The sequence below is a fragment of the Corallococcus macrosporus DSM 14697 genome (assembly GCF_002305895.1).
GTDB lineage: Bacteria > Myxococcota > Myxococcia > Myxococcales > Myxococcaceae > Myxococcus > Myxococcus macrosporus.
Genome location: NZ_CP022203.1, coordinates 3,130,553 through 3,143,660, shown reverse-complemented (window position 1 = coordinate 3,143,660; position 13,108 = coordinate 3,130,553). Strand labels below are relative to the sequence as shown.

Sequence of the window (13,108 nt, the reverse complement as noted above, 5' to 3'; positions counted from 1 at the left end):
AGGATACAGTCCCCAGCCGTGCGCGTCGCGCTCCTGTTCATCGATGGTGTGGGCATTGGCCGGAAGGACCCGGCCATCAACCCGCTCGCCCACCGGGAACACCTCCTCTCCCACTTCGAGGACGCCCCCAGCCCGCCCCTGCCCCATTCGGGGCGCTGCATCCCCGTGGACACGACCTTCGGCGTCCCCGGCCGGCCCCAGTCCGCGTCCAACCAGACGGCCATCCTCACGGGAGACCCGGCCCCCGCGCTGCTGGGCCGCCACGTGCTGGGCTACCCCAACGCGCCGCTGCGGGGCTTGATGGCGGACCGCTCCATCGTCCGGAGGCTGGGCGCCGCGGGCCGCACCGCCACCTTCGCCAACGCCTACCCCGCGCCCTACCTGGACGCGCTGGACGTCCCGCGCCGCCCCAGCAGCTCACCGCCGGAGTTCGTCCTCACACCCCAGGCGCGCCGCAAGCTGAAGCCCTCCGCCTCCAAGCTGGCCTTCGCCGCCGGGGGCATCCCCCTGCGGACGCTGGATGACGCCCGCGCCGGGGACGGCCTCACCCACGACATCACCGGCGCCAGCGCCCGGGCCTACGGGCTGGCCGCGCCGGAGCGCTCGCCCGAGGAGGCCGCCGCCATCTTCTGGCGGGTGGCCTCCAGCGCGGACTTCACCTTCTTCGAGCACTACCTGGCGGACGAGGCGGGCCACGCCCAGGACTGGACGGCCGCCCTGGCCGCGCTCGACGCGTTCGACGCCTTCACCCGCGCGGTGGCGGCCGCGCGGCCCGAGGGCGCCCGCGTCCTGGTGTGCAGCGACCACGGCAACGTGGAGGACCTGTCCACGCGAGGCCACACCCTCCACCCCGTGCCCGTGCTCTACTTCGGCCCGCCCGCGCCCGAGCTGGAGTCCCTCTCCACCGTGGCCGACGTCGGACGCGCGGTGCTTCGCTGGTTGGGTGTGGAGTGAGCCAGGTGTCGCCAGCAGCCAGGTGCCGTCACGACCGCCCCGGTTGGGCAGCGGTGCTGCTCGTCCTCGGGCTGCTCGTCGGCTGCGCCAGCCCCCGTGGCACCCGCGGCCTGGGCGCTGGCGCCACCCGCGAGCCCGTGGGCCCCCGCATCGACGTGGAGTACCAGCCCCGCGACGCCGAGGCGGCCCGACAGGTCCGGCTCGCCGTCGAGCGCGCCCTCCCCCGCCTCCAGCGCTGGGGCACCTTCGACGACACCGTCACCATCGTCGTCCACCCCAACCACGCTTCCCTGGAGCGCGCCGCCAACCGCCCGGGGCATGACTTCCTGCGCGCCTGGGCCCGCTACGAGCAGATTGAGCTGCAGAGCCCGCGCACCTGGAGCTCCCGGGGCGCCAGCCAGGGCCAGGTGGATGAGCTGCTGCTGCACGAGCTCACCCACAGCCTCATGTACCAGGTGGCCTCGGACCGGCTCGGCTGGACACGCAAGCGCATCCCCCTCTGGTTCCGCGAGGGCATGGCCTCCTACACCGCCGAACAGGGCTACCGCGTCTCCAGCCTGGATGACCTGGAGCAGTACTGGCGCAAGCACCCCCACGCGGACCCGCTGTCGCAAGCGGACGCGCTCTACCAGGCCGAAAGCGGCGTCGTGTATGGCGCCGCCCACCACGCCTTCACCTTCCTGGTGCGCCGCTACGGCGAGGACGCCATCCGCGGCGTGCTGGACGCCATGGGCCGGGGCCCGGACTTCGACCGCGCCTTCCAGCAGGCCGTGGGCGTCCCCCAGGAGCGCTTCCTCCAGGACTTCCGCCGGTACGTGCGCCTGCGCGGCTTCAAGGGCGCCCGGCAGCTCCACCCGCTCCGCCCACGCCCCGCCAGGCCGCTCCCTGTCGCACCCCTACCTACCCTCCAATGAGGCGCTGACGCTCCCTCTGCACTTTTTAAAAGTGCACAATGGATGCAGTGTATAGAGGCGCGGACAGGCTTCTCACTTGATGGGAAACTGGAAGCCGCGGGGCGGCGTCGGTCTCGGTTCGAGGGGCACACACCATGGAACAGGAGGACGGCCGGGAGCCTCAGTCCGGCAAGGTGCCGGACGGACCCACGCTGATGGAACGCATGCAGGCGTCCGTCGCGGCGTTGGAGCGGCTCACCCAGGTGGCGGCCCCGGACATGTCCGAGTCCGTCCGCGAGTCGCTTCAGCGGGAGACGGCCGCCCTGCGGCGGATGCGGGGAGAGCTGGAGGCCCTGTTCTCCCAGTGTGCGGTGGAGCGCGAGCAGCGGCAGGCGCGGCTGAACGAGGAGCAGGCGCGCGAGCACCGGACGCTGTCGCTCAACCTGCTCGCCGCGGGGTTGGCGCACGAAATCAACAACCCGCTCGCGTACACGACGGGGAACATCGAATACCTCCAGCAGCAGTTGCCCTGCCACGCGCTGCCCGCCCACCTGGCCGATGAGTGCCACCAGGTGCTGGACGAGGCGCTGGAGGGCGCGCGGCACATCCGGCGCGTCGTGGCGGACCTCCGCGCCCTCTCGCAGGGAGACTCCAGCACCGAAGAGCCCGTGGACCTCCCCGCCGTCCTGGAGCGCACGCTGCGCATGGCCGCCAACCACCTGCGCCACCGGGCGCGCGTGGTGCGCGGCTACGGGACGAACGTGCCCCGCGTCGTGGGCACGACGACGAAGCTGGGCCAGGTCGCGCTCAACCTGGTCATCAACGCCGCGCAGGCCCTCCCCGAAGGGCGCGTCTCGGAGAACCAGCTCACGCTCGCCCTGCGCGAGGAGCCCGGGGTCGTGGTGCTGTCCATCTCCGACACCGGCCGGGGCATCCCACCGGACGTGCTACCCCACGTCTTCGACCCGTTCTTCACCACGCGCGGCGGGGGCATGGGCATGGGGCTGCCCATCTGCCGCGACATCATCACCTCGCTGGGCGGGAGCATCCGCGTGGACAGCGAGCCTGGCAAGGGCACCACGGTGGAGGTGACGCTGCGGCGCGCCGACCTGCCCGAGCAGCCCCAGGCCGCCGAGCGCGCCGCCCCACCGCCCCAACGCGCCCGGCGCATCCTGGTGGTGGACGACGAGCCCCGGGTGGTGGACCTGCTGCGCCGGCTGATGCGAGGCCATGAGCTGGTCAGCGCCGCCAACGGCCGTGAAGCCCTGGAGCGGATCCGCGCCACCCCGGACTTCGACGTCATCCTCTGTGACCTGATGATGCCGGAGCTCACCGGCATGGACGTCTATGAGGCGGTGCGCGCCACCTGGCCGGGCCTGCACGAGCGCATCGTCTTCATCTCCGGCGGCGTCTTCTCCGGGGAGATGCAGCGCTTCCTCAAGGAAGTGAAGAACCCGCTGCTCACCAAGCCCTTCGAGCCCCAGCGCCTCCAGGGCGTGCTGGCCACCGCCCGCGGGCGGCTGGGGCACTGAGGCGCGCGGCTACGGCTCCGCCGGCGGGGCCTCCAGCGCCGCCGGGCTGGTGAGGATGGGCGGGCGGTCCTTGCCTTCCATGGTCCGCTGCAGCTCCAGCTCCTGGAGCAGCATGGCCGGCGCCACGGTGGACACCGGGACGTTGCCGCTCTCCGCGCCGCAGAAGCCGTTGAAGATGCCCTGCTTCTGCCCCGAGGCCAGGATGCGGTTCACCGCCGACAGCGGCGTGCCGACAATCTCCACGCCGCGCACCAGCGTCTCCTTCCCCGTCTTCACGTCCACCCGGTACACCATGCGCGGCACGCCCTTGAAGGCCTGGTAGCCGGCGCTGGAGGTGTTGGTGTTGCCGCCGGTGATGTCGCGGATGATGAGGCCGTACGGCTTGCCCTGGCGCTTCGCCTCGGCGATCAGGCGCTTCTTCAGCTCCGCGTCGCTCAGGCCGTGGGTGCTCTCCACCAGCAGGTTGGCCATGCGCGCCACCGGCTTCAGGTTGCCCTGGCTGCGGCCGTGGCCGTTCGACTGGAGGAAGCCCTCCACGGGCCGGCGCCCCTGGAGGTAGTTGCGCAGCACGCCCTTCTCCACCAGCGTCACCCGCTGCGCGCGCACGCCCTCCTCGTCGAAGAGGTAGTAGCCGTTGAGCGGCTCACCCTCCAGCACACGCCGCGTCGGGTCGTCGTGGATGGAGATGAACGCCGGCAGCACCTGCTTGCCCACCTGGCCCTTGAACGTCTTGCCCTCGTTGTCGCCGTCCTGCCGGTCTCCCTCCAGCCGGTGCCCCACGGCCTCGTGGAAGAGCACCCCGGCCGCCTCCGGCGCGAGGATGGCGGGGCCGGTGTACGGGTCGATGGCGGGCGCCGCGCGCAGGGCCAGCAGTTCCCGGATGACGTCATCCGCCGCCTTCTCCAGCCGCGCGGCGTCCGGCAGCCCCGCCTCCGTGGGCACGTAGAAGTCGCGCGAGTTGTCCAGGAGCTGGCCATCCGGCGCCCGCGTGACGGCGGAGACGTGCAGGCCGTACAGCATCTCCTCGGTGATGATGCGGCTGCCTTCCGAGGACACGAACAGCCGCGTCACCTTGTCCTTGGTGACGCGCACCTCCGAGTCGAACAGCTCCGGGTGCGCGTTGAAGCGCGCCGACACGCTGCGGGCCAGCTTCACCCAGCGCTCGCGGTTGAACGGCGCCGTCACCGGCGGCGACACGTGCCGCACCGGCTTCTCGCGCGAGAAGGACGGCGGGCGCTTCGGGTCCTCCACCGCGTAGACCCGCTCGCCCTTCTTCTTCAGGTACTGGAACAGCGCGGACTTGTACTTCTCGTCGGTGATGAGCCACAGCGCGGTGCGCAGGGCCAGCGGCGAGTCATCCAGCGGGCCCTCCTTGCGCGACACGTAGCTGGTGCCCCGACTGGAGAAGGTGAACTCCAGCCCCTCCACCACCGAGCTGTCGAAGTCGTAGTCCCCCACGCGCACGTCGACGTACAGCTTCCGCTCGCGGTAGCCGTCGTCCATGAACAGCGCCCCGTAGCGCGCGGAGACCACGTACTGCTCGTAGTCCTTGAGCTGGTAGCTCATGAAGTACGGGGGCTCGTGGTTCTGCATCTTCAACTGCTGGTGGTTGCGCGCCAGCTCGGCGGACATCGAGTCCAGCAGCTTCACGCGCGCATCCGGCACCGGCGCCGCCGCCGTCAGCAGCGCCGAGAGAGCCAGCAGGGGAAACACGGTTCGAAGGAGGGCTTGCACGGCCCCGACACTAGCCCATCCCCTCCACGATACGAGCAGCTCCGCGCTCACGGATGCCGCCCGGGCGGTATCCGTGAACGTGGGGCCCCCCGCCCGGAGGGTCGGTATCCGGGCGGGCGGCTGGTGACTGTCAGGCCTTCGTCACTTTCTCACGACCCTTGCTGACACCCTTGGTGGCGTTGCGCGTGTCGATGACGACCTTGGCGCGGTCCACCACCATGGCGTAGTCGATGTCCGAGTGGTCCGTGAGGATGAGGACCGCGTCGTACTGGCCCAGCGTCTCCGGCTTCAGCGGCACGGACTTCATCTCCATGTTGAAGCCGTGGCCCTTGTGCAGCTCCGGGACGTACGGGTCGTGGTACGACAGGTCCGCGCCCTTCTCCGCCAGCAGCGTCATGATGCGCAGCGAAGGACTCTCGCGCATGTCGTCGATGTCCTTCTTGTACGCCGCGCCCAGGCAGAGGACCTTCGCGCCGTTGAGCGTCTGCTTGTTCTTGTTGAGCGCCTCCATGGTGCGCTGCACCACGTAGTACGGCATCTGCCAGTTCACCTCGCCGGCCAGCTCGATGAACTTGGTGTGGAACTCGTACTCGCGCGCCTTCCACGTCAGGTAGAACGGGTCAATGGGGATGCAGTGCCCGCCCAGGCCAGGGCCCGGGAAGAAGGGCATGAAGCCGAAGGGCTTGGTGCTCGCGGCCTGGATGACCTCCCACACGTCCACGTTCATCCGGTCGCAGAGCATCTTCATCTCGTTGACCATGGCGATGTTGACGCAGCGGAAGATGTTCTCCAGCAGCTTGGCCAGCTCCGCCACGCGGGTGGAGGACACCGGCACCACTTCCTTCAGCGCGCTGCCGTAGAGGGCCGCGGCCACCTCGGAGCACTCGGGCGAGTAGCCGCCGACAATCTTCGGAATCGTCTTGGTGTTGAAGCTCTTGTTGCCCGGGTCCTCGCGCTCGGGGCTGAAGGCCAGGTAGAAGTCCTTGCCCGCCTTGAGGCCGTTCTTCTCCAGCAGCGGCTTGAGCACCTCCTCCGTCGTCCCTGGATACGTGGTGGACTCCAGGATGAAGAGCTGTCCGGGACGCACGTGCGGCGCGAGCGCCTCGCCCGTCTGGATGATGTAGCTCATGTCCGGCTCACGCGACGCGGTGAGCGGCGTGGGCACGCAGATGATGACGCAGTCCATGTCCTTCGCCTTGGCGAAGTCCGTGGTGGCCTTCAGCTTGCCTGACCTGCTCAGCTCCGACAGCGGCGCGCTGGGGATGTGCTTGATGTAGCTCTCCCCCTTTTCAATCTTGTCAATCTTCCGCTTGTCGATGTCGAGCCCCATCACCGGGAAGCCCGCCTCCGCGAAGGCCATGCCCAGCGGAAGACCGACGTAGCCAAGCCCGACCACACCCACCCGCGCGTCCCGCTTCTTGATGCGATCCAGCAGCGGGCTGCTCACCATCACCCTCATCGTCCTCACCTCTCCTGATGCGACGTGCCGTTAAGACGGTCACGTCCCGACCCGACACTCAGCGGAAAACGACCACCCACCTCAGCCACGCCGGAGGCGTCACCTGCCCCCGGAACTCCACCGCCAACGACGGCACCACCCGCCCGTACCCTGGCGAAAACTTCGACGGCACCAACCGCGCCGTCAGGCCCTGCTCCAGCACCACCCAGGCGAGCGGGGCCCCTTCCGGGCCCAGCTCCACCACGAGCGGCTCGAACGACACCGGCTCTTCCATCACACGACCCGCGCGTGACAGGACCTGCACCTGAGGCGACACCACTCGCGCCTGTTCATCCGGCAGATGGAACCTGCCGACCACGTCATGCCGGCCCGTGCCCACGAAGCGGTCACGTCCGGCCAGAGCGCGCTCGCCCCGGTCCAGCCGGAACGTGCGCTCAATCCCCACGGGCGCCGGCAGCCGGCGGTAGCCGTCATGCCGCACCAGCAGCCTGTCCACCGACTTCCCCGGCAGGAAGGCCACCACCCGCGCCCGAGCCTCCTCCGGCAGCGCGAACAGGCGCGCCGGGTCCAGGGACGCCTGCTCCGCGTCATCCACCTGCACCGTGTTGTGCGCGGCCGTTCCGCGGAACCAGTTCCGCAGCGCGGGCTCACGCGTATAGGTGCCGGTGCCCGGATCCACGATGACGGGGCGCCCGTCGACGTGGAGCTCGAATGAAAGTTTGTCGTTGTGGCTGTGTCCCCCCACCCCACCTTGTCCCTGCTTGCCGGCGCTGACAGTGATAACGACCCCCGCGCCGCGCAAGATGTGGAAGCCACCTTCCGGAAAGCTCACCGACACGGGCTCTGGCGCGGGCGCCAGCGCGGCGAAGCGCGCCTGCCCGGCGCGGCCCAGCAGCCACGCGGCCTCGTCCACCAGCTCGCCGCCGCCCAGCCCCGCGTCACCGAAGAGCGCCGCGCCCAGCCCCACCAGGTAGCCGTGCGCGTTGTCCTCGCGCTCGCGCAGCGGGAAGACGCGGCCGGAGTCGTTGTCGCCAATCTGTGGCGCCAGCCCCTGCTCGGAGCACCACGCGCGCACGGCGTGGAACATGCGGCGCAGCCGGGCCTCGTACCTGGGCCCCAGCGGCACGCCCGCGCCGCGCGCGGTGAGGTACGCCAGGGTGAAGAGCTCCACCGACAGGCGATGATAGGGAATGGAGCCCTCGAAGGACGTGCCCTCCAGGTGCACCTGCTTCTCCATCTGCTCTCGCAGCCCGCCCACCGCCAGCGACACGTGCCGCGGCGCGCCCGGCAGCTCCGGGAAGAGCAGGCCCACCACCAGCAGGCCCACATAGTTGGAGACCAGGTGGTTGTTGGGCACCGCGCCCCGGTCCTCCAGGTGGGCCTCCACCCAGGCGGTGTGCTCGGCCAGCGCGCCCAGCACCGGCACCAGGAAGTCCGGCCGCGCCACCTCGGGCGCGTCGGAGAACATGGCCAGCGCCTGCGCCAGGTTCGCGGCGCGCAGCGCCACCTCCATGGCGCACGTCCAGTGCACGCCCTGGCCCACGGGGTTGGCCTGGAGGAAGTCCAGCACCTGCGCCACGAAGGCGCGCGCCAGCCGCGCGCGCGCCTCGGCGGCCGTCTCCACCCAGTAGCCCTGGCCCAGCGCCACGACGCTGTCGAGCCGGCCCATCACCCACGGGTACTTCGGGTCGCTCCCCGTCACGGCGAGCGACAGCCGCTCCACCGGCTCCAGCGGGTAGCGGTGACCGCTCACCGGGTCCAGGGACCAATCCACCGGGCGGCCCTCGCCGAAGGACACCGGCGTACCGAAGAGGTCCCACTCCTGCCGGAGCGCCGCCTGCGCGCGGGCCCGGGCGCGCTCCACCCCGCCGGGCACCGAGGCGAGCGCCTCCAGCACCGACGCGCGCTGCGACACCTCACACCAACCGCGCGAGCCGCGCTGGCCCAGCGCCAGCTCCACCAGCTCCGCGCCATCCGCCGCGCCGTAGCACTCGAGGAGCTGCACCTCGTCCGCGCGCTCGCGCCGACGGTAGAGCGCCTGCCGCGCCACGCCTTGAACACGCCGGACCGCGCTGCGCGCCAGTCCACCTGGAGCAAGTCGAGCGATTGCCGCGTAGTAATCGAGAGTCCCCATTCGCCCCTTCCGCCACCCGTGCCGGATGCCGTTAGCAAGTGCCCGGCCAGGAGCGTGTTCTCAGGAATTGAGCGGGGTTGCGGGGTCGCTCCGTTCCCCCTGACGGTAAAAAGTGGGGGGATCACACGCCCTGGAGGGAAAAGGATTTCCGACTGATGGGCGCCGGCCTCTCACCTTGCGCAGCGTTGCGGCGTGCGCGGGGCGTGCTCATACCTTCCGGTGTGCTGGACGGTGCTTGGATGGGGTGGCGCATCGAGGACGACCTCGATGCAGGGGTGGAGCAGGCGCTCGCGAGAGCCGCCGAGCGCGCATTCCGGTGCGGGGCACGCGCGGGGCTGGAGGCCCTGGTCCAGGAGGCCCAGCGCCTCACGGGCGCCTCCGGGGCCGCGTTCCATGACGGGCGCGTCTACGTGGCGCGGACGGGGTTGGGCGCGCTGCCGCGTGCGTCTCCCGGGCCGAGCCGCCGGCCTGTCCTGGTGGTGTGGCCGGAGCTGCCCACGGCCCGGGAGGTGCGCGTGCTGGCCCGGATGTCCGCGTTCGGCGCGGCCCTGCTGGCGGCCCGAGCCCGCGAGCAGGACGCGGCGGCGCGGCAGGTGCAGCTCCTGAAGACGCAGCAGCGACTGACGCGGCGGTTGACGCACCAGGAGCACCAGCGCTCCCGGGCGTCACACGACCTCAGGACACCATTGATGGTCATCAAGGGATACGTGGACATGATGCTGAAGGGCACGACGGGCGGGCTGACGGCTCCCATCCAACGCTATCTGGAGCGGCTGCGCCGTTCGGCGGACGACCAGAGCGCCATCATCGAGCGCCGGCTCGCGAAGGTGCGGCATGAGGGCGTGGAGGACTTGCGCCCCCTGCTGCGCACCGCCTTCATCCCCTCGGCGCGGGGCCACCGCGCCGTGGACACGACGATGACGCTCCCGGACCGCCCCGTGGCCGTCCCGGGCCCCCGCGACGATGTGGAGCTGCTGGTGCGCACGCTGGCCCGCGCGGTGGCGTCCTCGGGCGCGCCCGCCGCGGTGCGCGTGGAGTCCGCGGGGGACGCGGGCGTGTGGCAGCTCCGCGTCACCCTGCGGAGCGGAAAGGCGCTGCCGGAGAAGAGCCTCACCCTGCTGCGGCACCTGACGCAGCGGCTGCGCGGCGGGCTCTCGCTGCCGGAGGAGACGGGCAACGGCTGGGTGGTCCACCTGCCGGTGGACGACACCGTGCCCGTGGCGCCGCGCGACGCGTGAGGCGCCCGGGCGGCGCCGTCAGGACGCGGGCAGGAGCTGACGCACCAGCTCCAGCAGGCGGCCCCGCTCCACCTCGCGCTTGACGAGGTAGCCATCCGCGCCCGCCTCCAGACCGGCGGCGCGGTCCTCGGGGCTGTCGAGCGACGTCACCAGGATGATGGGCGTGCGGTGGAGCTGCGGGTGGGCCTTGATTCGCCGCGCCAGCCCCACGCCATCCAGCCGGGGCATCTGCCAGTCACTCACCACGAGCTGACAGGGCGTGCGCTCCAGGATGCCCCACGCCTCCTCACCGTCCGCCGCCGTCACCACCGGGTAGCCGGCGATCTCCAGCAGCGACTTCATGGCGAAGCGCGTGGTGAGCGCGTCGTCACACACGAGGACGCGCGGCCGCGCCGTCTCACGGGCCACCGAGCGCGTCTCCGGCCGGGCCGCGCGCACCAGCTCCGCCGCGTTGAGCACCGGCACCACGCGGCCGTCATCCAGCACCGCCGCGCCCGCCAGGTGCCGCACGCCCTTGAGGTGGCGCCCCAGCGAGCGGACGACAATCTCCTGCTGCCCCACCACCTCGTCGATGGCGTACAGCACCTTGTCCTCGCCCACCGTCAGCAGCGCGGCGGCCTGCACCTTTCCGGAGTCCAGCGCCAGCGGCAACCGGGGCAGGCCAATGGCCTCCGCCAGCGGGAGGAACGTGAGCTGCTCCCCGTCCAGGCGCGCCACCACGCGGCCCGCGACGGTGCCCACGTCGTCCGGGTTCAGCCGGAGGATGCGATTCACGCTGTCCGAAGGGATGGCGGACACCGTGGTGCCCGTGCGCACCAGCAGCCCCAGCGCCGCGGCCAGCGTCAGCGGCAGGTCGATGGTGAAGCGCGTGCCCTGCCCCGCCGTGAAGGCCACGTCCACCGAGCCCTGGAGCCGCTGGGCCGTGGCCTGCACCACGTCCAGGCCCACGCCCCGGCCAGAGGTCGCCGTCACCTGCTCGCGGGTGGAGAAGCCCGGCTGGAACACGAGCCGCGCGGCCTCCGCGTCGGAGAGCTTCTCCGCCTCCTCGGACGACAGCAGGCCCCGCCGCACCGCCGTGGCGCGCACGCGGCCAGGCGACAGGCCGGAGCCGTCATCCTCCACCACCACCGCGATGCGCGGCCCCCGGGGCTCCACCCGCACCATCAGGCGCCCCGCCTCGGGCTTGCCCGCGGCCCGCCGCGCTTCGGTGGACTCCAGGCCGTGGTCAATGGCGTTGCGCACCAGGTGCAGCAGCGGGTCTTTCAGCGCGTCGAGGATGCGCCGGTCCAACCGCACCTCGCCGCCGGTCAGCTCCAGCGTCACCTGCTTGTCCAGCCGCGCGGCCGTCTCCCGCACGGTGCGCCGCAGCGGCTCCAGCACCTGCGAGGCCGGCACCATGCGCAAGTCACGCAGGTCGTCCCGCGCCACCTGGGCCACCAGCGTGAGCTGCTCGCCGTCGCGGTGGGACTCCTTGGTCAGCTCCAGCAACTGCTTCTGGAGCCCGCGCATCTGCGTCACGCCCGCGCGGAGCGGCTCCAGGGCGGGGCCGCCGCCCGCCATCGCGAGCTGCGACGCCGCGCGCTCCAGGTGCATCAGCACCTCGCGCATCCCGTCCATCAACACGCGGTGCGCGGCGCCCCGCCGCGTCTGCTGCGCGCGCCCCGCCAGGAGCAGCTCCACCTGGAGCGCGATGGACTCCAGCGTCTTCACCGACACGCGCACCGTCTGGTCCGCCGGCCCGCGGCTCTCTGTTGGAGCCACCGTGCCCGCCGGGCCCTGCGCCGCCGCGCCGCCTTCGGTGGGCACGGGCGTTGGCGCCGCGCGGAGCGCGTGGACGGCGCGGGCCACCGCCCCCGCCCCACCCGCCGCCTCCAGCGCGGTCCGCAGCTCCACCAGCGTGCCAGCGACGTCCGAGGCCGCCACCCCCGCGGAATCACCGCCCGGCTCCATGCGCGTGAAGCCCAGCGCCGCGGCCTCCGCCAGCGAGGCCACCTTCTCCACCCCGGCGGCCTCGGCGGAGGACTTCAGCGTCCGCGCCCGCTCCACCGCCGTGCGCACCACCGCCGCCCGGTCCGGCACGTCCGGCGAGCACAGCGCGCTCAGCCCCGCCTCGAGCAGGTCCAGCACCTCCATGCCCTGCGCGGCGGCCCCGGACGCGGCCGACCGCGGAGCGGCCTCCGCGGACTCGTGCCCCAGCGCGGCCAGCAGGGAGGCCAGGCCCTCCACCGCGGGCGTCTGCCCAGCGTCGCCCCGGGCCATGGCGCCTTCGATGGCGGACAGGCCCCGCAGCATGGCCTCCACCGTGTCGCGAGGCAGCCGCTCCTCCTGGTTGAAGGCGGCCAGCCCGTCCTCGATGGCGTGCACCACCTGCTCGATGTCGTCCAGCCCCAGGCTGGCCGCGGAGCCCTTGAGGCTGTGGACCAGCCGCTTGAGCGACGGAAGCAGGTCCGGCTCGCGCCCCTGCGCCGGGCCCTCCAGCCCCAACACCTTCGACCCGATGGCCTGAATCTGCTCGCGCGTCTCCGCGGAGAACACCGGCCAGATGCTGCGCAAGAGCTGAGGATCCATGGCGCGTGCCTACTCCCCTTCGGGCCGCGTGGCGGACGGGCCCCCGAGCTGCTCCAGGTCCAACACCGTCAGCCGGTCCGGCGTGAGGAACAAGAAGGGCCCGGGCGGAGGCTGGGACAGCTCCGTCTTCGGCAACTCCTTGCGGCCCTCCACGGACTCGGCCGCCAGCCCGAAACTCTCTTCACTGTCCCCTGCCTCGACCACCACCACCTTGCCGAGGTCCGACATGCCGCCCCCCTCCAGCCCCAGGAGCTGACGCAGGTCCAGCACCGGCACCACGCGCGAGCGGCTCACCAGCGCGCCCAGCACGTGCCGGGGCGCGCCGGGCAACGCGCTGATGCCGCGCGCCTCCAGCACGTGGTCCACGTGCTCGATGCGCACCGCGTAGCGCTCACCGCCCACCTGGAAGGCCAGCACGGAGAGCACCTCCTGGCGCTCCTCGTGGCGGGCTTCGGCCAGGGCGCGGGCCCGGGCGCTCAGCACCTCGCGCCGCTTCTCCGGGCTCACCCCCTGCCTGCCGTCCAGCAGCGCGTGCGCCTCGGAGAGCTGTCGCTTCAGCCCGGCGTAATCCATCTTGGCGTCGTCCTTCGACATGC

At 71.9% G+C, this 13,108-nt stretch carries 9 protein-coding genes; 4 read left to right on the top strand and 5 right to left on the bottom strand.

Going from position 1 to position 13,108, the window contains the following annotated elements; all coding sequences use genetic code 11:
* Window positions 1-18 precede the first annotated feature (18 nt).
* The 3 genes from MYMAC_RS13345 to MYMAC_RS13335 all read left to right on the top strand — a co-directional run bounded on the left by MYMAC_RS13345 (window position 19) and on the right by MYMAC_RS13335 (window position 3,379).
* On the top strand, window positions 19-954 hold the full coding sequence (locus MYMAC_RS13345; protein ID WP_013939271.1) for a metalloenzyme: 936 nt from the start codon (window positions 19-21) through the stop codon (window positions 952-954).
* Between the two features lie 53 nt (window positions 955-1,007).
* A complete protein-coding gene (locus tag MYMAC_RS13340) occupies window positions 1,008-1,868 on the top strand; it encodes a gluzincin family metallopeptidase (protein WP_239989514.1) in 861 nt (286 codons plus the stop codon).
* Between the two features lie 134 nt (window positions 1,869-2,002).
* Window positions 2,003-3,379: a hybrid sensor histidine kinase/response regulator gene (locus MYMAC_RS13335; RefSeq protein WP_095958361.1), complete on the top strand. Its 1,377-nt coding sequence runs from the start codon at window positions 2,003-2,005 to the stop codon at window positions 3,377-3,379.
* 9 nt (window positions 3,380-3,388) lie between these two features.
* On the opposite strand, the gene MYMAC_RS13330 is transcribed toward MYMAC_RS13335, so the two are convergent.
* The 3 genes from MYMAC_RS13330 to MYMAC_RS13320 form a co-directional block, all read right to left on the bottom strand.
* Window positions 3,389-5,164: a TldD/PmbA family protein gene (locus tag MYMAC_RS13330; RefSeq protein WP_095958360.1), complete on the bottom strand. Its 1,776-nt coding sequence runs from the start codon at window positions 5,162-5,164 to the stop codon at window positions 3,389-3,391.
* Window positions 5,165-5,243: 79 nt separating this feature from the next.
* Window positions 5,244-6,563 carry a nucleotide sugar dehydrogenase gene (locus MYMAC_RS13325; RefSeq protein WP_013939267.1) on the bottom strand — a complete coding sequence of 440 codons (1,320 nt, stop codon included), beginning with the start codon at window positions 6,561-6,563 and terminating at the stop codon, window positions 5,244-5,246.
* A 67-nt stretch (window positions 6,564-6,630) separates the two neighbouring features.
* The gene (locus MYMAC_RS13320) at window positions 6,631-8,622 is read right to left on the bottom strand and encodes an alginate lyase family protein (RefSeq protein ID WP_095958359.1); all 1,992 of its coding nucleotides are present in this window, start codon (window positions 8,620-8,622) and stop codon (window positions 6,631-6,633) included.
* A gap of 323 nt (window positions 8,623-8,945) precedes the next feature.
* Here MYMAC_RS13320 and MYMAC_RS13315 point away from each other — a divergent pair, with 323 nt between their 5' ends.
* The gene (locus MYMAC_RS13315; protein WP_239989512.1) at window positions 8,946-9,944 is read left to right on the top strand and encodes a sensor histidine kinase; all 999 of its coding nucleotides are present in this window, start codon (window positions 8,946-8,948) and stop codon (window positions 9,942-9,944) included.
* An 18-nt stretch (window positions 9,945-9,962) separates the two neighbouring features.
* On the opposite strand, the gene MYMAC_RS13310 is transcribed toward MYMAC_RS13315, so the two are convergent.
* Complete coding sequence (locus MYMAC_RS13310) at window positions 9,963-12,512, bottom strand: hybrid sensor histidine kinase/response regulator (RefSeq protein WP_095958358.1); 2,550 nt, start codon at window positions 12,510-12,512, stop codon at window positions 9,963-9,965.
* 9 nt (window positions 12,513-12,521) lie between these two features.
* On the bottom strand, window positions 12,522-13,106 hold the full coding sequence (locus tag MYMAC_RS13305) for a chemotaxis protein CheW (protein ID WP_095958357.1): 585 nt from the start codon (window positions 13,104-13,106) through the stop codon (window positions 12,522-12,524).
* Window positions 13,107-13,108: the final 2 nt, after the last annotated feature.